Genomic DNA, 19,547 nt, shown 5'->3' with positions numbered 1-19,547 from the left:
GCCAAGCTTTTGGAACAGAAGGTGGGCAAGCAATAGAATTACTTAATACGCTTTCCATCCGTCTACAATTCCTTGCTTAATATCCGGATAGTTCCAAATGAAAAGGAACAAAAGCCCGAGAATCAAAATAACTTTCCAGTTTTGGATGATCTCCTTTTCGATTCTTTTCAGTGAAGTAGTCATAAGTTTTAAGAAATTAAGGGATTTTAAATTAACTTAAAACTAAAATACAACGGACTAGAGCAACTGGCGAAGAAAAATACAGCAGCGAATATTTTAATGGATCAAATCCTTTTTTTGATTATTCTGACATTTTACCCTGATTCTTTGAAAGTCTTTATAGAACCCTCCAAGGGTTTACCTTTTTTGGTTTATGATGTTTTAATTTTGTCAATATTGAAAAAATAAAAACCCTTGGAGGCTTGTAATAGTGATAGTCAAGCCTTTGCCAGCAAATGTTCTTAGAGGGATAAGCAAACTTTTTTAATGGGAATTCCCTAAATTCCATTTCAAACCCAAAAGACCTAAACCATGTCGAAGATCAACCGCCGCGATTTTCTGGCCTCTACTGCCACCTTCGCCGCCTCTTTTACTATTGTGCCATCTAATGTGATTGCAGGACTAGGGAAAATCCCTCCCTCCGATCAATTGACAGTAGCCAATATTGGTTGCGGAACTCAAGGCTTACGGGAAATGGGATCACTTTTACAAAATCCTAAAGTTCGGGTCGTCGCCGTCTGCGATGTGAATAAATACTCCACCGATTACATCGATTGGTCTCCTCACGGCATCCGAAACGATATCCGAGAAACCCTAGGTGACGATACTTGGTGGGAAGGAAAACCCGGAATCCCCGGCGGACGGGACATCGGACAGGAATATGTGGAGGGGTTTTATGCCAAAAACAAGCCTTCTGGCAAATACAAGGGTTTCGCTAGCTATGAAGATTATCGGGAGCTTTTTGCTAAAGAAAAAGGAATCGACGCTGTCAAAATCATGACTCCCGACCATACTCATGCGCCGATTGCTTTGGCAGCTATGGATCAGAAAATGCATGTGGTCACACACAAGCCCATCGCCAACCGACTGCTAGAAGGAAGAAAAGTCATCCAAAAGGCGAAAGATACTGGATTAGTCACTCATCTTCTGGCATGGTCGGACAGACCTGAATACCGACAGATTAAAGCCTGGATGGATGCAGGATTGATCGGGGAGCTCCAGGAAATACACAACTGGTCCTATCGCCCTGTCTGGCAGCAGTGGACCAAAAGACCTGCGGAAGCTCAAGCTATTCCAGAGGGATTGAATTGGAAACTTTGGCTAGGGCCTGTACCGGATATGCCTTATCATAAAAACTACACGCATAATGTCTTCCGGGGATGGTATGAATTCGGCGGTGGATCTGTGGCGGACATGGGGCATTACAGTTTGTTTCCGCTTTTTGAAACTTTGGGTATAGACCGAAGCCCGGTTTCTGCCAGAGCTTTTGGCACTACTACCCGGGAGGAAATCAACCAGGTCTATCAGTGGGTAAAAAATGACGTCGCCTTCCCGGCTAGCTGCACGATCAAATGGCAATTTCCAGCCCAAGCTTCACTTCCTGCATTTGACCTGTTTTGGTATGATGGGGGAATGAAGCCCTTTGCATGTGAAGAATTGGAAGTCGATGGGAAAGACACTCCAGAAGAAGGTTTGCTGATCGTAGGCACCAAAGGAAAAATCCTGGGAGGATTCCGTGGAGAAAATCCGGTTCTATTGCCAGAATCCAAAATGATGATAGGCCGGGATTCAGAGCGAATCAATTCCCGTGAAGTGGACCGCAAAACCGACCAATGGGTGGATGCCATGCTGGAAAAGCGACAGACCCCGGGGAGCTTTACCCGGGCCCAATGCATTACCGATACGATTAATCTTGGTGCTGTAGCCTTGAGAGCAGGAAAAAAAGTGGATTTCGATGCGAATTTGGTCAAAATCACCAATGATGAAGAAGCAAATCAGTTGCTGACAAGGGAGTATCGAAGTGGATGGGAGGTTTAGAAAAGCTATAGGCTAAAGTGAGAAATCTGAAAAGTAGGCAGTATTCAGTGAACAGTTTGTAGTATTGTCCCAAGACCACAAAGCAATCTTCCTCAAAAACACTAACTTAGACCTACATAACCATTAACCCAATACCTCATGAAAAACCGAAGAACTTTCCTCAAAACTTCCGGCCTGGCCGCAGCTGCGCTTGGGCTGGGAATCCCTGAATTTGCATTTGCAAAAACCAAAGCAGACCCAATTTTTAAAATCTCTTTGGCACAATGGTCCGTCAATCCCTTACTTTTTGGCGGTAAAATGGACAATTTGGATTTTGCTGTCGAAGCCAAGAAACACAATTTCGATGCAGTAGAATACGTCAACCAATTTTTCAAGGATAAAGCCCAAGACAAGGCCTACCTCCAAGAAATGAAAACCCGTGCTGAAGGCGAGGGAGTTACCAATGTATTAATTATGGTCGATGGTGAAGGTCAGTTAGGTGCCGCCACTCCCGATGAAAGAAGGCAAACCGTAGAAAATCACAAAAAATGGGTTGAAGCCGCCAATTTTTTAGGATGTCACTCCATCCGGGTCAATTCTTACACGGCAGTTCCTTTTAGCCAAGATCCTAAACTGGAACAAGAAGCAATTGATGTGTGCAGCTCCACTTTGAGAAGAATCTGTGAGTTTGCCAATGACTTTAATATTGATGTTATTATTGAAAACCATGGAGGCTATTCCTCTAATGGGAAATGGCTAGCCGAATTAATCAAACAAACCTCACATCCCAGGGCAGGTACCTTGCCTGATTTCGGCAACTTTGTGATGAAGCGTGATGGAGAGGAAATACTTAGCTACGACTCCTATCGAGGTGTAGATGAGCTTATGCCTTTTGCCAAAGGAGTCAGTCTTAAAACAAAAGTATGGGATGACAGAGGGAGAGAAACTGGTTTAGATTATGAGCGGATGATGAAGATCGTACTGGCCCATAATTATCATGGCTATGTTGGAATCGAGCATGGAGAACGAGGGCGAGAATGGGAGACTATCGAAGAGGCTCGAATTAATCTGGATCAGGTCCGAAGGACTTTGGAAAATGCTTAACTAAAAATGGCTGGGGAGATTCCCCAGCCATTTTTTTAGAAGCTATAGCGATAGCCTAGTTGGGCTGAGAAGTAATTTCCATCCAAAATATGCCTATTCTGAAAAGTTTGATCTTCAACTACTATTCGATCCAAATTAACCACAAGAGTAGGTTCACGTAAGTTTATACCCCACTCACAAGAAAAAGTAATTCTAGAGGACTCAGTGATATCATAGAATATTCCACCTTCGGGCTTTAAGTGAAAAGTAACTTTCTCGATTTCTTTATTTCCATATAATAATACAGGTATTGGTTGACCTCCTCCAGGAAGTCTTACTGTTTGCCATATTCCAGTGTAGACTTCATCATTTAGATTAGTCTGAGTAAGATGAAATGCCACAGCTAGACTTAAACCTAATTTGGGTTTTATGTATATGTCTTTTTGTAGTTTGGGTCCAATTGACCAGAATTTAGTACGAGTACCAACTTTGTTGTCTTGATCCAATGGTAAAAAGGTATACTCCAGCTGAAATCTGTAGATATCAGAATCTACACCAAAACTAAAGTTGTTTTTAAGTTTTTTTAATAACCCAAAACTTATAAGTCTTTGGTTATTAGTGCTTAATTCTAAATCTGAATAGTTTCCACCTGTATTTATATTGGTATTTCCAGTACCTATTTTAGCTTCAATTTCCCAATTCTTCTGTCCAAATGAAATTTCAGTTGAACCTAATGTAAGAATCCCAAGCATAAATAATCTTAAAACCCTCATGTTAATACCCTTTACTAATTTGTTTCAGATTAAACTGCCAGTAAGTTCCGTTGGGAGAATAACCATGATTTCCTCCTGGTTCGCCATAAAATTGTGTCCGCAAATAAAACTTATCCAGACCTCGACTGGATGAATAAAACGTTGTATCCAAATCATTTGTATAATCATTTTTTACGCTAGCCTTTTTTTTCAAGGTACTACCATTCTTTTTACTCAAATATTCAAAATCATACCAAAAATAAAGTGAGGTTGATTGTGATGTCCAAAATACTGATCCATCTTCTGGCTTACGCATATGCTTTGCTTCAGACAATAACCTAAATGAAATTGCTGCATTTTGGTAAACATGCTTTGCATCTAATCTATATCTGAACGTCCCTCCATTATACCCGAAGCCAACAATATCACCACCTGTTACTGCCGAACTCCCAAACGTTGTTGAATTATCACATTTGTCCCAACCACATCCACCTATTACTGTATAGGCAAAAGGATCATAGGAGCTTAATATCCTAGCATTATAATATGATTTTTCAACTGTCGAAGGACTATTGATTTCCAATAATCCAATCACATCATCTTCAAACTTGAATAAACGAATGGATTCACTTGAAATATTTCCTGAAAGAATTTCATCCTTTAGATTTAGATCTGTAGATACCACGGCAGTTCGGTTATTGAAATTCAAGTAGATCAGATAGTCTTCCAGGATTATGAAGCCATCTTGATCCAAAAGCTCCAAGAGTGTACTTCCTTCCCAAGCTGTAATTTCATTATACCCCTCTTGACTGATTCGAAGATTTTCACCGGATTTTCTGATCTCATCAAATTGCTTTTGAAAACTAAGAAAATCCCCAAAGCCAATCTTTTCTTCCCCAGTAATAAGCTCCTCATAGGTATCAAAGGAATTCACTTTTAAAGTTCCCTCGATCACTTCCACTCCAGGTGAAGCTAATTCCAAGGGAATTTCTTCATCCAACGAAGTAGTACAACTAATGCCCCCCCCCAGATCATCAAACCCGGGAGGCTTTTGCTCAAAATTTTTGCATTCTGTTTCATGTTTTTTGGATAAAAATTTCATGAAATGTAGGTGAAAAAAAACTCACAAAAAATACCCTTTATAGGGTATTTTTCGCAGGTTTTCGACTCATTTTTAGAGAGTTTCGGCTAAACTTTAAGATCTTTTTTTCAGACCTCGAAGGTTTTCTTTTTGAAAACAGTATCAATCTTGAAAGAAGAAGTTAAATCCAACAGAATCCTTCGAGGATTTTGGAAACCTCATAGGATGATGCCCCGAACCTTTGACCTTCAGCTTGCTTAATGGTTGTATTCAAAACCTCCTGCCCCTATATTTAACCAAACGAATTTTGGCATGAAAAAACTTTTCCTCACTCTACTTGTCGTTAGCCTTTTTGGAAGCCCATCTCTGGCCCAGAAAAAAACTGACCCTTTCAAAACCCTGGACTCCGAACTCGAAAAAGCCCGCGTTGCGCTGAAAACTCCGGGTTTTGCGGTAGCCATTGTTCAAAAGGATAAAATCGTCTATGCCAAGGGATTTGGCTATAAGGATGTGGAAAATCAGGTTCCGGTGACAGAAAACACGCTTTTTGCCATCGGTTCCTCTTCCAAGGCATTTACCTCTGCTGTTTTGGGTGTTTTGAGAAAGGATGAAAAAATCGACTTTGACAAGAGGCCCGGAAAATACATTCCCGAACTCCGATTTGCCGAACCCTGGATGAATGAACAAATCATCGTCAAAGACTTGATGGCCCATCGGACCGGGTTGCCTAGACATGATTTTTCCTGGTTTATGTTTCCCTCTGAGTCCAAATCGGAACTGATCAAGCGCATCGAATTTCAGGTGCCATTCACCGGACTTCGGCAAAAGTGGTACTACAACAACTGGATGTTTTTCCTACAAGGAGAAATCGGTGCCCGAATCACGGGTAAGACTTGGGAGCAAAACGTGAAAGAACTCTTTTTTGATAAATTGGGCATGACCCGAAGTAATTTCCGAATTCCGGATTTGGAAAAAGATGCAGATAAATCTTTTGGCTATTCGGTGGAGCTGGACGGAAAAACCACTCGAATGGACTACTACAACATCGCAGCTATGGGTCCTGCAGGAGCGATCAACTCCAGCGTGTCCGAAATGTCCAACTGGCTCATCACCTGGATCAACGGTGGGAAATTCAAGGGCGAACAAATCATCCCTGAAGACTACGTGAAGGAGGCAATGAGTGCCCAAATGGTCGTGTCAGCCGGCACCCCTTCCAAAGAGCATCCCGATGTACAGTTTTCCAACTATGGCTATGGCTGGTTTTTGGCTTCCTACCGGGGACACTATCGGGTGGAGCATGGGGGAAATATCGACGGCTTTTCAGCTTCTGCCTCCTTCTTCCCTACAGACAGCCTGGGGATCATGATTCTGACCAATCAAAATGGCTCTCCCCTTCCCAATGTCGTCCGGAACATGATTGCCGATCACATGCTGAATCTGGAGCCTGCCGATTGGTTGGGCGAGACTGTCAAGCGACTCGAGGAAGCCAAAGAAGCACAAGCCAAGGCGAAAGCTGCCGCAGACTCCACAGCGAAAGTCAGCCTGACCAAACCTTCCCATATCCTGATGGACTACACCGGCACCTATTCTCATCCCGGTTATGGGAAAATGGAAATTGATCTTAAAAATGACACGCTATTCGTGCAAACTGGGCTCTTGGGTGGTTTTTTGGAGCACAAAGACTACGACGCGTTCAATTTGTTTTTGATCTACCAAGGCGAACCGAATCGAGATAATCCTTTTGTATTGCAGTTTGTCAGCAATATGACCGGAGATATTTCCGGATTAAAAGCTGCCTTGGAGCCTGCCATCGACCCGATCGAGTTTAAGCGGACTCCGAAAGAAAATGAGCTTTCGGTGGATGACTTGAAAAAGTACGAAGGAGCCTATCTCCTGATGGGCGTGCAGGAAGTGAAGATTTACATCAAGGAGGAAAAACTCTATGCCTTAGTCCCCGGGCAACCCGAGTACGAACTGGTCAATATCGGGGAACATGAATTTAACCTGAAGGTGCTGGAAGGCTTCAAGGTGAAGTTTGAAGAAAAAGACGGGGAAATTATTGCAGTGAGCTTTATCCAGCCGAATGGAACGTTTAGAGGGGAGCGGAAGAAAGTTGAGTAAGTCAGAAAGCTAAAATCAGAAAGCTGAAAAAACGCAAGAACCTTTGAGGTGTCATTTCGAAAGAGGAACGATTGAGAAACCAGCTCTTCGAGATTTGCAATCTCGAAGCTCTATCCGGAGATTTTTAATCTCCAAATCCAATTTCTCTTTGCAATAGAAACTAAAAGGTTTATACGGATTAAAATCCTATGATCGTGGTTCAGGATTACAAATCCTGAACAGCTGAGACCTCGAAGGTTTTGTTCTGAAACATTTATACGATTATTCATCGTATATTAGGGCAAAATCTTATTACTATGAAAGTAACAGCCTTGATATCCGACGAGTTGATCGCCGAAGCCATGGAGCTTTCCCAGGCAAAAAACATCACTGAAACGCTCCGAATAGCCTTGGAGGAATATATTGCTACTCAAAAAATTAGATCCGCTGCTCAGGAAATTGTGGCTGAACCCCTAGACTTTTATTGGACAGCAGAGGAACTTAGGAATAAAAACAATTCTTAATGGGAGTAATCTTTGATACTTCCATTTGGATTGAGTATTTCAAAGCCAATCCAGCTTATTTTTCAAGCTGCCAGAGCCTTTTGGACCGGCGATCGGTTTGGACCTTGGATATCATTTTTGGGGAATTGGTCCAGGGAGCAAAAGGGAAAAGAGAATTGGAAATTCTGGACCTATTTTATCAGAACACACCAAAAATCAAGGATGCAAATCTTGGATATCACGCGGGGCTTTTCTCTCAAAAATACCAGCTGTTGAATCAGGGAATAGGCCTTATTGACACTGTCATTATTTTAGCTTGTTTGGAGAATGGACTGCGACTTTGGTCTTTGGATAAAAAAATCAATCGTTTTTTAGAGGAATCCTTTTCCATTCATCTCTTTGATCCTAAAGGAATCTAACCTTTGAGGTCTTTTACAGACCTCGAAGGTTAGATTTTGGAATCAAGGCTAAAACTTCGGTATTCCCACAAAATACAAATCGAATCCACCCAATCCACCGGGACGGTTGGAGGAGAAGATCATCAATTGATTTTCAAACCCCATAGCGTTCGAGACCACAGGTCTGTATTCATCGAATTCGGAATTGATCTTGGGGCCGAAGTTTTCCGGCTCGGTCCAGCCACCTCCACTGCGAAACGAGTAATACAAATCGTAGCCTCCATATCCTCCAGGACGGTCAGAGGAAAAGACCAGCAAGTCCCCGTAGACAAAAGGCATGTGGTCATTGGAGGTGGTATTCATCCCGATTTTTTGGATATCCTTTTCTTCGGCACTTTGGAGGTATTCCAACACCGAACCGCTTGCTGGCAAATCCACCTCATAGATATCAAAAGTCCCATCCCGATCCGAGCTAAAAAGCATTTTTTCAGGTCGGCCTTGGCTTTCTACTCCAGCACCTTTCAAATAATCGGCTCCATAAAAGGAGGGGTACATTACACTCGATCCATTTTCCATTAGTCTCAAAGAAGCCTCAGCACCATCGATTTCCTGTGAGTTAGCTTCTCGGGGTTCGGAAAGAATGGAATAAACACCCTCGGCATCGTCCCGGCTAAAGAGCAAAATATCTCCAGCTTCCGAATCAAAGAAGGTATATGGCCCTTTTTCATTGAAATTCGTTTCCGTTTTTCTGACCCAATCTCTCAACCAGGTATCAAAAAGGGTATTACCTCGATCTACTCTTAAGAATCCCTCTGACTTATCCCAATAAAAAACCAAGTTGGATTCTACTAAATTAAAATGATTGGGTTGAGAATTAATTCGATTGGATGAAAAAACAAGTTTAAACCCATGATTAATTGTGGGTACATCCGAATTAACATCGTCAAATGGAGAATTGATTACTGACAAATTGGTCGCCTCTTCCGGGAAAATGCCGACAGGGTATTTGTTTTGGTTACAGGAGAGAAGACCAACAAAGAAAACAAATAGAATTATTGACTTTTTCATCTTAATCCGGTTATCATTTTTAAACCATTATTATAATTTGCTCCTGATGATCCATAGGTCGGAAAAATTAGAAGTTAAAGACTAAAAGGTAAGGAAATATTCTCTTAAATCAACTAAAAAATCAAAAGTTTAATCATTTCTTAACACAGATTTTTCTTGGATAAACCATATTTATGATTTTCTCTCAGCTCTTCGAGATTACAAATCTCGAAGCTCGATCAGAAGATTTTTAATCACTAAATCCCAATTCTCTTTAAAACAGAGACTAAAAGATGTATCCGGATTAAAAATCCTAGGATCCTGGTTCAGGATTGCAAATCCTGAACAGCTGATTTTTGAAACCTCAAAGGATTGCTGCCTGATTACCTTGCCCGATTTTTAATCGATAATCTCTCACCAACCCAAGCCCCAAAATCCCCAAACAGCCCGATACAAAAGCCGGGATCAAACCGATCATTTCGGGGAAATAAATGGAAAGCATCCATGATCCAAATGGGATCAGCCCGGCAAAAAAACCAAACCAATTGGTCTTATAATACCAGGCATAGGGAAAGAAATGCGCTCCGGTGATGATGGCATAGCCCAAAGCAAAGTATTCAGGCTTATTTCCCAAAAGGATAAATAGAAAAGGGAAATAAAAGAGTTGAGCCAGGTTGAAAATCATCCCAACCTTATTCAGGGGATTTCCTTCCACATTCCAAGCCGTTTTCATAATTTTCCCGAAGCCCCATGCCAGTGGGAGCATTAGTCCAGAAATAGAAAAAGTGAGAATACTTTGATTGTACAAGCTCAACTCAAGATTCCAGATCACTGCAATTCCTGCCCAGATTAATGCCGCTCCAAAAATAAAATTGATTCCATTTTTACAGCGTATACTTAGTTCGGTTCTCCACTCGTCGAGCAATTCTAATTGGTGTGCGTTCATGGTTTTCGTAGTCGTTTTCATTTTTTGTGATTTTTAAGGCTTAGAGTGTGCCCCCTTCAGATTGTTACAGATTTCTAGGTTTTTTCTATTTGAGAAAAAATTTTCGGATTTTGTAACAATACCCAAGAAGCATACTCTAATTGTTAGCCATCGAAAAAAGCCTTGAGCAGCAGCAAAGAAGAAAAACTATTCAAAACCCGATTTGAGGAACACAAGGATGCGGTCTTCCGGCTCTGCTTGGGCTATTTCAGGCAAGACATAGCCTTGGCTGAAGATGCCTTGCAGGAAACCTTTGTCAAAGCCTGGATTCACAGAAAACAATTTCGGGAGGAAGCGAATTGGCAAACCTGGATTTACCGAATTGCGGTAAATACCTGCTTGCTTCAGTTAAAAAAAGAAAAGAAAGAAGCCCAAAAAGCAATGGAATTAGCGATTCAACCTCAGTCGGAATACGATCCTGAAAAGGAGCAACAGATCCAACGCATGTATGCCTGCATTGATCAGCTCATTCCTCAAAATCGACTACTTATATTGATGGTGTTGGAGGGCATCCCTTACGCGACTATTGAAGAAACCTTGGGCCTGAGTTCGGAAAATCTTCGGGTCAAAATTCATCGAATCAAAAAACAACTTTATCCCTGTATCAGCCATGGAAACACTTGATCCCCTTCAGTCAATTTATAATTCACAAGTGAAAAAGTCTCCTATCTTGCAGGCAGACCAAGTACTGAGTTCGGCCAAATCAGCTCTCAAAAAGCTGAAAAAAGACCAATATTGGACCTTAGGGATCTTATCGACCACACTGCTTGTCTTAGCTTTCTTCTTTTATGAAATTGGCCAATTTGGAGATTGGAAATTGATCACGGGACTTTCGCTGATGCTTGGCTCCCTAGGGATTCGGGTATTCTTGGAGTTGTGGAGCCGCCTTCAGCTCCGTCAGCTCCAACCTCATCAGGCTACGGCTGTTTTTGTGGAAAAAGTCCGCCGATACTATGAAAACCGCAAACGAATTCAATTTGTATGGACGCCCATCATTTATCTGACCTATGGCATCGGACTTAGCTTCTTTTTGATTGCCATTCAACCCCATCTCTCTTTCGCTTTCTTTGTGTATTGCCTGATCACCGGGATCGGATTTTGGCTCGGATTTATTTGGGTGATCCGAAAAAGCTATCAAAAAGAGCGTGAAACTTTGAATCAATTGGGAAGGATCACTAAAGAGGGGTATTGATCATTTTTTTCAAAAAGAAGTCCAAAGTTGGAATCAAAAACCGCTCAATCTGGTTTTGAAGAGATGATTTTTAATGGACCCACAGGTGAATTTTTGCAACTGGAATGTATTCCTGAAACGAGCTGTACTGTAGTCCCCAATCAGGGGAAATCTGAGCTTGCTTTTTTATGGATCTTGGAAAAATCCGAGTTGATTATTGACGGAGCTTGTTTGTCTTTCGAAGCGGACCAAATCCTTTGCCTGACTGAATTCCATAAATTGTCTGTCAAAAGCCTTCCAAAAGCACGTTTGGTAAGGTTCAATAGACCCTTTTTCTGCATTCTGGATCATGATTCCGAAGTGGGCTGCAAGGGGATTCTCTTCTACGGTTCATCCAAGCTCCCGGTGATCGAGTTGGATGCTGAGAATAAAGCCAAACTGGAAGCACTATGGGGAGTTTTTCAGATGGAAATCCGGGAGGAGCCAGACTCGCTGCAACTCGAAATGCTGCAAATGCTTTTGAAACGAATGCTCATTCTCTGCACAAGACTTTACAGCCAACAAGCTGAATTGCAAAAGCTAGATCACCAAAAATCCGATTTGATCCGGGAGTTTAACTTTTTCGTTGAAATGCACTTCCGAAGCAAACATCAAGTGGCGGATTATGCCGAATTACTTTTCAAATCACCCAAAACGATCAGTAATGCCTTTTCCAAACTGGGAGCTAAAAGTCCCTTGAGCTACATCCATGACCGGATAATTTTGGAAGGCCGGAGGCTTTTGGGCTACACCGACAAGCCCATAAGCGAGATTGGCTACGAGCTGGGCTTTGAAGATGTGCAGAGCTTCAGCCGCTTTTTTAAGAATAATGAGGGTCTTTCTCCCTCCGACTTCAGAGAAAACCTCCGATTGGGAAAAATTGCCAACTCCTCGGGAAAAACAGACTAACCCCGCCTTACCTTAGCCCTCCATCTTTGTATTGTTAATTTATTTCAACCAAAAAAAACAATACCACGATGAAAAATTTCACAGTACCAACCCGAGCAGAAGTATCAGAAAAAAATCAGGAGATTTTAGCAGGTTTGGAAAAGGCTGTAGGATTTGTACCTAATTTATATTCCTACTATTCTAAAAGTGATACAGCATTAGCTGACTATTTGGCCTTGGCAAATAGAAAAACCAGCTTAAAGGCAAAAGAAAAAGAAGTTGTGAACTTGGTGGTAAGCCAAGTAAATGGCTGTGAGTATTGCCAGTCTGCGCATACTGCCATTGGAAAAATGAATGGTTTCTCTGATGAGCAAATTTTAGAATTAAGAAAAGGATCTGCCTCTTTTGATTCTAAATTGGATGCATTGGTCAAATTAGCGAAATCAATAACAGTAAATAGAGGATCTGCTTCGGAAGAAGTTGTTCAAGGTTTTTTTGATGCTGGTTATAGTGAAATCACTTTGATCGATGTGGTTATCTTAATTGCTGACAAAACTATTTCCAACTATATCCACAATTTGGCACAATTCCCAATAGATTTCCCAGCTGCACCTAAGTTGGAAGAAGTGGAAGCATAATTTTTGAAAACATAATGATTGTAAAAAGGTCAACTTATTAGGTTGGCCTTTTTTTATGCCATCAGGTATGATTTAATTTGAAAGATGAAGCAGCAACTCGGACAAATTTCTCTCTTAGTCAAAGACTACGACGAAGCGATTAATTACTATACCCAAGTTTTGGGCTTTGAACTTTTGGAGGATACCCAACTTTCCGAAGCCAAGCGCTGGGTTCGTGTGTCACCTTCGGGTTCGAGCTGTCATCTGCTTTTGGCTAAGGCAGCGAATGAGGCCCAAGAAAAGCAAATCGGAATGCAGGCAGGAGGAAGAGTAATGTTTTTCTTGTATACCGATGAATTTTATCGGGATTATGAAAACTATATTTCCAAAGGTGTGGAATTTATACGGGAGCCTGCCAAAGAGGAATTCGGAATCGTTTCGGTTTTCAAAGACCTTTATGGAAATTTATGGGATTTGATACAGCCGGTGTAGTAGGCATAACCAGTAAGCAGCAAGCAGTGTCCAGTAGGCCTGTTAGCAGAAGTACAAATGATAGAAAGTTGTCCTGCTTTTCTGAATGCAGGATTTATAAATCCAAAGAAATAGTCCAGCTTCTAACGAAGCTAGAAAACAATAACTTATAACTAATTCCTAATAACTCTAACCCTTTGGAACATCAACCTAACAATCCTCTTCACGGGCTTCGACTCGATACCATCTTGGAGCAATTGGTGGCGCATTATGGCTGGAAAGAACTCGGAGAGCGGATTACCATACGTTGCTTTACGCATAATCCATCCATCAAGTCCAGTCTATCTTTTCTGAGAAAAACTCCTTGGGCCAGAGAAAGAGTGGAGGGTTTGTATCTGAAAATGTTGAGGGATACAAAAAAGAACCTTTGAGGTTTTTTCTCTGACCTCGAAGGTTTAAATCATCACTAGAGATGAGAAATTTTAATAAATCGATTGATTTTAATCTTTAAGCTCCAAACAATAGATAAAATACGAGTCTGCATAATCATTGGATAGTTTATGTTTAAAGGAATCCGGTAGCCTATCGGAATTCTCTTTAATTCGCTCTCCAGAGACACCAAAATACAATACTCCATCCTCTACAAACTGAGGGGCAAATAGGTTGATCCCAGAAATTGAATTGTCTACCAAACCACGATAGATTTTCAATTCACCAGAATTAAAATCCAATAAACCCAAAGCTTGATTCCCTTTTTGACTCAGTCCAAATAGTATTCTATTCCCATTCAAGCCATAGATTTCACCTATTAAATAGCTGTATTTCTTTTCATTGAAAAGCTGAAGCAAATCCATTGCACCTTGAATTTGGGAAAATCGATCTTTTGTTACAGCATTTGCTCTAAAATCTACCTGAAATAGTGGTTTGAAATCGACTTGATCCCAAACGTAAATTGTATCATTAAATGCCTGAGAGAATAGTGTTTTTCCATTCCAATTGGAAAAAGGAGAGAAAGTCTGGTTGTAAAAACGGTACCGATTTTTATCAATGGGCAAATAGGACTTGGAACTACTGAAACCATAGCTTACAATGTCCCATTCTCCATCATCTATACCATTTGTGTACGCTATTGTATTTGAATCTTTTCTGAAATGAACTTTAGCCTTGAAAGGTAGTCTCTCTGTTCCAATCTCCTCTAATTCTTCATTTAACCAAGTGATTTGCTGTCCATAGGTGATTATTCCAATGCTATCGTTTTGAGTAATGATTTGGGTAATTGCGTTGGCATTCAATTTATCATCAAATCCAAAATCAATACTTTTTCGTACCGCGCCACTCTTTTCTATCTGATGAAGACTAAATACAATTCCTTCTTCAAACAAATAAAAATAATGATCAGATTTGAGGATAGTTGGGGTACCAGAAATTGGATACTTCGTTTTGACCTCAATGATTTCCAAGCTTTTTCCTACTTCAGAGACTAATAGCGACTTATCTACTTGTATAGGAGTAAATGAAAATTGATCAGTCTTATTTGCACAGGAGAAAAAGATAAAATGCAAAATGAAGATTAAATTTCTCCACATATTCTATAAATTAAAAATGATCTTGGAATATGTTTCAAATCTTTGAAAGAATCAAGTCAAGGATCTAAAGTAACTTTTGACGAACCCTCCAAGGGTTTTAAACCCTTGGAGGGTTACAAAAAAGCCCGATTCCACAAATGTAGAACCGGGCTTTAAGCTATAGGGTTGTTTGGTTGATTAATTACACGTAATTGTTGAGCATCACAGGCATTACGAGCATCAGGATATCTTCATTTTCGTCCTGCTCAGCTGGCAAAATCAAGCCTGCTCTATTTGGTGCGGAGAACTTCAAGCTGACTTCTTTGCAAGAAAGATTGTTCAACATTTCCACCAAGAATTTGGCGTTGAATCCGATTTCGATATCCTCGCCATCATGCTCGCAAGATAATCTCTCATTTGCCTCATTAGAGAAATCCAAATCCTCCGCAGAGATCATCAATTCGGATCCTGTCAATTTCAATCTTACCTGATGTGTGGTCTTATTGGCATAAATCGCAATACGACGAAGTGAGCTTAATAAGTCCTGACGATCGATGGTCATGATGTTTGGATTGTCCGCAGGAATTACGTTTTCATAATCTGGGAATCTCTCATCAATCAGACGGCAGATCATTTTAATATTGTTGAACTTGAAGTAGGCGTTCGATTGGTTAAACTCCACACTTACCGGTACATTTTCGGATGGCAAAGTGGATTTTAGAAGATTGAGTGCTTTTCTTGGAATAATCAAGCTCGCAGGACTGGAAGAAGCCACATCCACTCTTCTGTAGCGGATTAATCTGTGACCGTCAGTTGCTACAAAAGTAGTATTGGTATCGCTAAGGTTGATATATACACCAGTCATTGCAGGTCTCAATTCATCAGAACTGGTCGCAAAAATCGTGTTTGAAACAGCACTGGAAAGTACCTCTGTGGACATATCCACAGTAGTCGCATTATTGACAGTTGGGATTTTTGGAAAGTCTGTGGCATTCTCTCCAGCCAATCTATAGCGTCCATTGTCAGAGCTGATTTCCACAGCATAAGTGTCATGATCTATGCTGAAAGTCACAGGCTGCTCCGGAAGGTTTTTCAACGTTTCGATCAAAATCCTTGCAGGTACTGCGATATTTCCGTCTTCTTTGGCTTCTACGTTGATTTCAGTAATCATTGACGTTTGAAGGTCCGAAGCAGTGATCGTCAATAAACTGTCTTTGATTTCAAAAAGAAAATTTTCCAAAATCGGAACTACCGGATTGGTGGTGACTACACCATTGATCGCCGAAAGCTGCTTTAAAAGGGCAGAAGAGGAAACAATAAATTTCATATCGTAGGGCTTAGTTGTATTTTACTTTTGGAATGGGGGTAAATTTATAAATAAAATCGGATTGAAAAGTCCGTAAACGCTTTTCATATACAAATATTATCTTGATTTCTTGAAATTAAAGCTAGATAGTTTTTTTAGAAAACTTTCTAACTCTCCAAGTAGAGATCAATCCTCCTGCAATCAGCAATATCAGAACGGGTACCAAAACATTGATGGTCTGCCAAAAACTTTTTTGCTGAGCTACCTTCACTTTATTCAATGGTCTAATTTGGAAAGCTTTGTTTCTGGAAGCAATAATCCCTTCTGGATTAATTAAATATTGAGAAAGATTCCTCAGGAATAATTTATTGGCAAAAACCAGTTGATTGAAAGGATCGTCTCCCAATGTCAGCATTCCACCCGATACTGGGTCCTTTTGACTTTGAAATACCTCGCCATCTCCTATTACCACTACTTTGCCTGATCCATTTTCTTTGAAATTTTCTTGGGCAAATTCTTCAGGAATAAACCTATTTTTAAACAAGGAGGTAAATTCTCCTTCCAATAAGTAGGCTAAAGGAAGGTTTCGAGCAGCAAATTGATCCACATTAGGCTCTTCCTGCATATCCCGAAAAGCGACTCTGGCTGGAGCCGGGAGAATTCTCGCGAAATCTGAGCTAAACAGCAAAGGAGTCTTGCGAATTCCCTGAGCCAATACAGTATCCAAACTACTAACAAATCGCATGTACACCACATCTAAGCCTTTGGTGATAGGATGTTGCTGCATTCTGCTGGCCTGAATATAAAATGGCCAAGGTAAAGGGACTAATTGTTCCTGATTCCCAAAATTCCCACCCATAACTGGGAAATAACCAAAGTTCAAATCTTGAATCAAATCTTTATTGATTCGGACTCCATATTTGAAAAGGAGGTTTTCCAAGCCGTTTTCAAAAGGCATTGCTAATGTTCCTTCCCCTCCTGCCTGATTGATATCCACGGCAACCCCATCGCTCAAAATGACCAGATTACCACCCCGCATCACATATTGGTCCAGCAGATAAACTTCTCTTTCTGTGTAGGTTTCTCTTGGGCCTTGAATGAAAATGATTTGAAAATTGATGAGGTCCTTTACTGTTCGGGCTTGTTCCAAGGGTACTTTGAAAATCTCAAAATCACCATCTAAAGCTTCTACCAGACCATATCCATCATCTTCCGACATTTCTCCATGGCCGATAAGCATAGCGATGGCTGCAGAGCTAGGCTGACTTAGTTTTCTGATAGCATTGCTTAATTCAAATTCAAGATTTTCGATGGATTGATTCAGGATTTGTTCTTGACTCATTCCCTCTTCGCCTTTCAATACCAAAGCACCGGTTTCAAATTCCTCATTGAAGACTAGAATTCCGGGGAAAATCAATTGACTCTTCTGCCCTGCATTTTGATTGACCATCAAGTTGGTCGGGTTGATCCCGTAATCTGCCAATTGAACCACAAACTCCTGCTGATCATCTGCCGGCAAACCCAATGGGTCGAAATAGGAAAAAGTTATTTTTTCGCTGCTGTATGCATTGAAGGTTCTTACAGTTTCTTCGATAGATTTTTGAAGCCTCCTCATTCCACCGGGAAGCTGATCTCCGACCAATAATATCTCCACATGAAGAGGGGTTTCTAGTTGCGCCAAAACTTCCTCCGTGGCCGGGTGAAGTGAGTATCTTTTATCCTCCGTCAAATCAAGTCTGAAACGAAGCAGCTGGCTTGCTGCAACCAAAAGCAGCAGTCCTATAAGCAGGATTCCCCAAGATTTGGTGATATGTCCTAAATGCCGACTCATTTATTTTTCAACACTAAAATGGAGGCTCCCAAAAACAGCCAAATCGTCCCTACCAAAAAGAAGAGATCAGAGGAGTCAATCACTCCACGGCTTAGATTGACATAATGATAACTGAGGCTGATTTCTTCTATCCAATAAGAAATAGCTCCCAGCTGCAAATCAGCAATTGCCGTGAAGCCAAAGTAGATCAGAAAGCAAAGAAAAACTCCCAATACAAATGCGACCACCTGTTGTGAGGTTAGTGCGGAAGCAAAAATCCCCACAGCCCCAAAGACGGCACCGATCATCAATAATCCAATCCAGCTTCCAAAAAAGCTGGCTTGATCCAAATTACCAATCGGATCTCCTAGCTGAACAATACTGATATAGTATAGCAGGGTAGGCAGTACGGCCAAAATAATTAGGCAAAGCAATGCTAAATATTTGGCTAAAATAATTTGAGTCAGTGAAAGTGGGGCAGTTCTTAATAGCTCCCACGTTTGGTTTCTTTTTTCCTCAGCAATGGCACGCATGGAGAGCGCTGGGATCAAAAAAGTAAATACGTAAGGAGTATAAGTAAATAAGGGCTCCAAATCGGCATAGCCATAATCCAAGACGCTGGTTTCGGGGAAAACCCAAACGATCAAGCCTATGGCGACAAGAAACAAGGCTAGAATCAAATAGCCTAGGAGACTACCGAAAAAAGCATTGATTTCCTTAACGAATAGGCTTTTCATCTTGTGATTTCCCGGAATAATTCTTCTAAATTTTTCTTGCTTTGGCTCAGGTTAACCAAGTTAAGATTTCGATCTGAGACAACTCCCAAGATAGCTTTTCTTCCAGCGTTGGGATCTGATACCTGAATTTGAATTTCATTCGGACCTTTCCTTCCAAAAGTGACTTTTCCAATAGTTGAAAACCAATCAAGCTGAAGCTCTTCCTCAGTTTCCAAGAATAAGGTACTTTGCTGATTTCCAGATTGTAAATTTTGCAAGGAGTCCGCGGCCAATATTTTCCCCTTATTGATGATGACCACATCTTGGCAGATAGCTTCCACTTCCTGCATGATGTGGGTGGAGAGGATCAATGTTTTTTCTCTTGCAACCTCCAGAATCAACTTGCGAATTTCTACCAGTTGGTTGGGGTCAAGCCCGGTGGTGGGTTCATCCAAGATCACTACCTGAGGATCATGAATCAAAGCTTTGGCTAATCCCACCCTTTGTTGATAACCTTTGGAAAGCTGGGAGATTTTTTTGTGTTGTTCTGGAATCAAACCTGTTTTATCCAACATTTCTGCTAGCCGACTTTTGAGTTGTGAACCAGAAAGACCATAAAGTCCGCCAGCAAAGGATAAAAACTCCTTCACATACATATCCTGATAGAGCGGGTTTTTTTCTGGCAAATAACCAATCAGAGGGCTCACTTCTTTAGGGTTAGCCAAGGCGTCTTTTCCCATGACCTGAACATTACCGCTTTCTGCGCCTATATATCCAGTAATAATTTTCATGGTAGTGGATTTGCCAGCGCCATTAGGTCCTAGAAATCCAAGAATTCTCCCAGGCGAAGCAGAAAAAGTTACCTGATCCAAGGCCTTTTGAGAACCGTAATTCTTACATAAGTGAGAGACTTCTAAGGACATAGGCTATAAAAGAGACCAACCGGGAGTTCACCCGCATGGCATGGGCAAAAACCCGGTTGAGAAGGTCTAGGACAAA

General features: G+C 41.1%; 21 protein-coding genes. 11 read left to right on the top strand and 10 right to left on the bottom strand.

From position 1 onward, the window contains the following. Positions 1 to 42: 42 nt before the first annotated feature. The gene (locus tag BM073_RS18020; protein WP_175557847.1) at positions 43 to 183 is read right to left on the bottom strand and encodes a hypothetical protein; all 141 of its coding nucleotides are present in this window, start codon (positions 181 to 183) and stop codon (positions 43 to 45) included. Positions 184 to 531: 348 nt separating this feature from the next. Between BM073_RS18020 and BM073_RS04885 the strand changes: the two genes are divergently transcribed. Continuing rightward, on the top strand, positions 532 to 2,037 hold the full coding sequence (locus BM073_RS04885) for a Gfo/Idh/MocA family protein (protein ID WP_091651268.1): 1,506 nt from the start codon (positions 532 to 534) through the stop codon (positions 2,035 to 2,037). 138 nt (positions 2,038 to 2,175) lie between these two features. Beyond that, positions 2,176 to 3,120, top strand: coding sequence for a sugar phosphate isomerase/epimerase family protein (locus BM073_RS04880; RefSeq protein ID WP_091651265.1), 945 nt, complete (start codon positions 2,176 to 2,178; stop codon positions 3,118 to 3,120). A 35-nt stretch (positions 3,121 to 3,155) separates the two neighbouring features. On the opposite strand, the gene BM073_RS04875 is transcribed toward BM073_RS04880, so the two are convergent. After that, positions 3,156 to 3,872 (bottom strand): hypothetical protein, encoded by a 717-nt coding sequence (locus tag BM073_RS04875; protein ID WP_091651263.1) that lies wholly within the window; start codon positions 3,870 to 3,872, stop codon positions 3,156 to 3,158. Between the two features lies 1 nt (position 3,873). Further along, positions 3,874 to 4,953 (bottom strand): hypothetical protein, encoded by a 1,080-nt coding sequence (locus tag BM073_RS04870; protein ID WP_091651260.1) that lies wholly within the window; start codon positions 4,951 to 4,953, stop codon positions 3,874 to 3,876. A 291-nt stretch (positions 4,954 to 5,244) separates the two neighbouring features. Between BM073_RS04870 and BM073_RS04865 the strand changes: the two genes are divergently transcribed. The 3 genes from BM073_RS04865 (at position 5,245) to BM073_RS04855 (ending at position 7,954) form a co-directional block, all read left to right on the top strand. Next, positions 5,245 to 7,053, top strand: coding sequence for a serine hydrolase (locus BM073_RS04865; RefSeq protein ID WP_091651256.1), 1,809 nt, complete (start codon positions 5,245 to 5,247; stop codon positions 7,051 to 7,053). A 296-nt stretch (positions 7,054 to 7,349) separates the two neighbouring features. Further along, the gene (locus BM073_RS04860) at positions 7,350 to 7,556 is read left to right on the top strand and encodes a type II toxin-antitoxin system VapB family antitoxin (RefSeq protein ID WP_091651253.1); all 207 of its coding nucleotides are present in this window, start codon (positions 7,350 to 7,352) and stop codon (positions 7,554 to 7,556) included. After that, a complete protein-coding gene (locus BM073_RS04855) occupies positions 7,556 to 7,954 on the top strand; it encodes a PIN domain-containing protein (RefSeq protein ID WP_091651250.1) in 399 nt (132 codons plus the stop codon). Before BM073_RS04860 ends, BM073_RS04855 begins: the two co-directional genes overlap by 1 nt. Positions 7,955 to 8,002: 48 nt before the next feature. On the opposite strand, the gene BM073_RS04850 is transcribed toward BM073_RS04855, so the two are convergent. Together BM073_RS04850 and BM073_RS04845 are read right to left on the bottom strand one after the other, a co-directional pair. Next, a complete protein-coding gene (locus BM073_RS04850; RefSeq protein WP_087938380.1) occupies positions 8,003 to 9,001 on the bottom strand; it encodes a PD40 domain-containing protein in 999 nt (332 codons plus the stop codon). 343 nt (positions 9,002 to 9,344) lie between these two features. Continuing rightward, positions 9,345 to 9,947, bottom strand: coding sequence for a DUF7010 family protein (locus tag BM073_RS04845; protein WP_139217440.1), 603 nt, complete (start codon positions 9,945 to 9,947; stop codon positions 9,345 to 9,347). 141 nt (positions 9,948 to 10,088) lie between these two features. Here BM073_RS04845 and BM073_RS04840 point away from each other — a divergent pair, with 141 nt between their 5' ends. The 6 genes from BM073_RS04840 to BM073_RS04815 all read left to right on the top strand — a co-directional run bounded on the left by BM073_RS04840 (position 10,089) and on the right by BM073_RS04815 (position 13,582). Next, positions 10,089 to 10,589, top strand: coding sequence for an RNA polymerase sigma factor (locus tag BM073_RS04840; RefSeq protein ID WP_091651239.1), 501 nt, complete (start codon positions 10,089 to 10,091; stop codon positions 10,587 to 10,589). After that, a complete protein-coding gene (locus BM073_RS04835; protein ID WP_091651234.1) occupies positions 10,576 to 11,157 on the top strand; it encodes a hypothetical protein in 582 nt (193 codons plus the stop codon). The genes BM073_RS04840 and BM073_RS04835 overlap by 14 nt, the downstream gene beginning before the upstream one ends. 27 nt (positions 11,158 to 11,184) lie before the next feature. Further along, complete coding sequence (locus BM073_RS04830) at positions 11,185 to 12,084, top strand: helix-turn-helix domain-containing protein (RefSeq protein WP_217643089.1); 900 nt, start codon at positions 11,185 to 11,187, stop codon at positions 12,082 to 12,084. 68 nt (positions 12,085 to 12,152) lie between these two features. After that, positions 12,153 to 12,701, top strand: a complete 549-nt coding sequence (locus BM073_RS04825) for a carboxymuconolactone decarboxylase family protein (RefSeq protein ID WP_091651229.1) — start codon at positions 12,153 to 12,155, stop codon at positions 12,699 to 12,701. An 84-nt stretch (positions 12,702 to 12,785) separates the two neighbouring features. Beyond that, positions 12,786 to 13,172: a VOC family protein gene (locus BM073_RS04820; RefSeq protein ID WP_091651225.1), complete on the top strand. Its 387-nt coding sequence runs from the start codon at positions 12,786 to 12,788 to the stop codon at positions 13,170 to 13,172. Positions 13,173 to 13,348: 176 nt separating this feature from the next. After that, complete coding sequence (locus tag BM073_RS04815) at positions 13,349 to 13,582, top strand: VF530 family protein (RefSeq protein WP_091651222.1); 234 nt, start codon at positions 13,349 to 13,351, stop codon at positions 13,580 to 13,582. 69 nt (positions 13,583 to 13,651) lie between these two features. Here the strand turns inward: BM073_RS04815 and BM073_RS04810 are convergent, their stop codons facing one another. From BM073_RS04810 to gldA, 5 genes are all read right to left on the bottom strand, one after another. Beyond that, complete coding sequence (locus BM073_RS04810; protein WP_091651219.1) at positions 13,652 to 14,737, bottom strand: hypothetical protein; 1,086 nt, start codon at positions 14,735 to 14,737, stop codon at positions 13,652 to 13,654. 181 nt (positions 14,738 to 14,918) lie between these two features. Then, positions 14,919 to 16,043: a DNA polymerase III subunit beta gene (gene dnaN, locus BM073_RS04805; protein WP_091651216.1), complete on the bottom strand. Its 1,125-nt coding sequence runs from the start codon at positions 16,041 to 16,043 to the stop codon at positions 14,919 to 14,921. 121 nt (positions 16,044 to 16,164) lie between these two features. Continuing rightward, positions 16,165 to 17,853, bottom strand: coding sequence for a gliding motility-associated ABC transporter substrate-binding protein GldG (gene gldG / locus BM073_RS04800; RefSeq protein ID WP_091651213.1), 1,689 nt, complete (start codon positions 17,851 to 17,853; stop codon positions 16,165 to 16,167). After that, positions 17,850 to 18,569 (bottom strand): gliding motility-associated ABC transporter permease subunit GldF, encoded by a 720-nt coding sequence (gene gldF / locus BM073_RS04795; protein ID WP_091651210.1) that lies wholly within the window; start codon positions 18,567 to 18,569, stop codon positions 17,850 to 17,852. The genes gldG and gldF overlap by 4 nt, the downstream gene beginning before the upstream one ends. Beyond that, positions 18,566 to 19,471 (bottom strand): gliding motility-associated ABC transporter ATP-binding subunit GldA, encoded by a 906-nt coding sequence (gene gldA / locus BM073_RS04790; RefSeq protein ID WP_091651208.1) that lies wholly within the window; start codon positions 19,469 to 19,471, stop codon positions 18,566 to 18,568. The genes gldF and gldA overlap by 4 nt, the downstream gene beginning before the upstream one ends. Positions 19,472 to 19,547 lie beyond the last annotated feature (76 nt).

Source organism: Algoriphagus ornithinivorans (genome assembly GCF_900115305.1).
GTDB classification, from domain to species: domain Bacteria; phylum Bacteroidota; class Bacteroidia; order Cytophagales; family Cyclobacteriaceae; genus Algoriphagus; species Algoriphagus ornithinivorans.
Note: the sequence above shows the minus strand (reverse complement) of the source record. Positions and strands in the feature narration are given on the sequence as shown.

Bases quoted from the DNA above. Each gene is read 5' to 3' on its own strand.
- BM073_RS18020 (WP_175557847.1), bottom strand. From the start codon at position 183: ATGACTACTTCACTGAAAAGAATCGAAAAGGAGATCATCCAAAACTGG.
- BM073_RS04885 (WP_091651268.1), top strand. From the start codon at position 532: ATGTCGAAGATCAACCGCCGCGATTTTCTGGCCTCTACTGCCACCTTC.
- BM073_RS04880 (WP_091651265.1), top strand. From the start codon at position 2,176: ATGAAAAACCGAAGAACTTTCCTCAAAACTTCCGGCCTGGCCGCAGCT.
- BM073_RS04875 (WP_091651263.1), bottom strand. From the start codon at position 3,872: ATGAGGGTTTTAAGATTATTTATGCTTGGGATTCTTACATTAGGTTCA.
- BM073_RS04870 (WP_091651260.1), bottom strand. From the start codon at position 4,953: ATGAAATTTTTATCCAAAAAACATGAAACAGAATGCAAAAATTTTGAG.
- BM073_RS04865 (WP_091651256.1), top strand. From the start codon at position 5,245: ATGAAAAAACTTTTCCTCACTCTACTTGTCGTTAGCCTTTTTGGAAGC.
- BM073_RS04860 (WP_091651253.1), top strand. From the start codon at position 7,350: ATGAAAGTAACAGCCTTGATATCCGACGAGTTGATCGCCGAAGCCATG.
- BM073_RS04855 (WP_091651250.1), top strand. From the start codon at position 7,556: ATGGGAGTAATCTTTGATACTTCCATTTGGATTGAGTATTTCAAAGCC.
- BM073_RS04850 (WP_087938380.1), bottom strand. From the start codon at position 9,001: ATGAAAAAGTCAATAATTCTATTTGTTTTCTTTGTTGGTCTTCTCTCC.
- BM073_RS04845 (WP_139217440.1), bottom strand. From the start codon at position 9,947: ATGAAAACGACTACGAAAACCATGAACGCACACCAATTAGAATTGCTC.
- BM073_RS04835 (WP_091651234.1), top strand. From the start codon at position 10,576: ATGGAAACACTTGATCCCCTTCAGTCAATTTATAATTCACAAGTGAAA.
- BM073_RS04825 (WP_091651229.1), top strand. From the start codon at position 12,153: ATGAAAAATTTCACAGTACCAACCCGAGCAGAAGTATCAGAAAAAAAT.
- BM073_RS04820 (WP_091651225.1), top strand. From the start codon at position 12,786: ATGAAGCAGCAACTCGGACAAATTTCTCTCTTAGTCAAAGACTACGAC.
- BM073_RS04810 (WP_091651219.1), bottom strand. From the start codon at position 14,737: ATGTGGAGAAATTTAATCTTCATTTTGCATTTTATCTTTTTCTCCTGT.
- dnaN (WP_091651216.1), bottom strand. From the start codon at position 16,043: ATGAAATTTATTGTTTCCTCTTCTGCCCTTTTAAAGCAGCTTTCGGCG.
- gldG (WP_091651213.1), bottom strand. From the start codon at position 17,853: ATGAGTCGGCATTTAGGACATATCACCAAATCTTGGGGAATCCTGCTT.
- gldF (WP_091651210.1), bottom strand. From the start codon at position 18,569: ATGAAAAGCCTATTCGTTAAGGAAATCAATGCTTTTTTCGGTAGTCTC.
- gldA (WP_091651208.1), bottom strand. From the start codon at position 19,471: ATGTCCTTAGAAGTCTCTCACTTATGTAAGAATTACGGTTCTCAAAAG.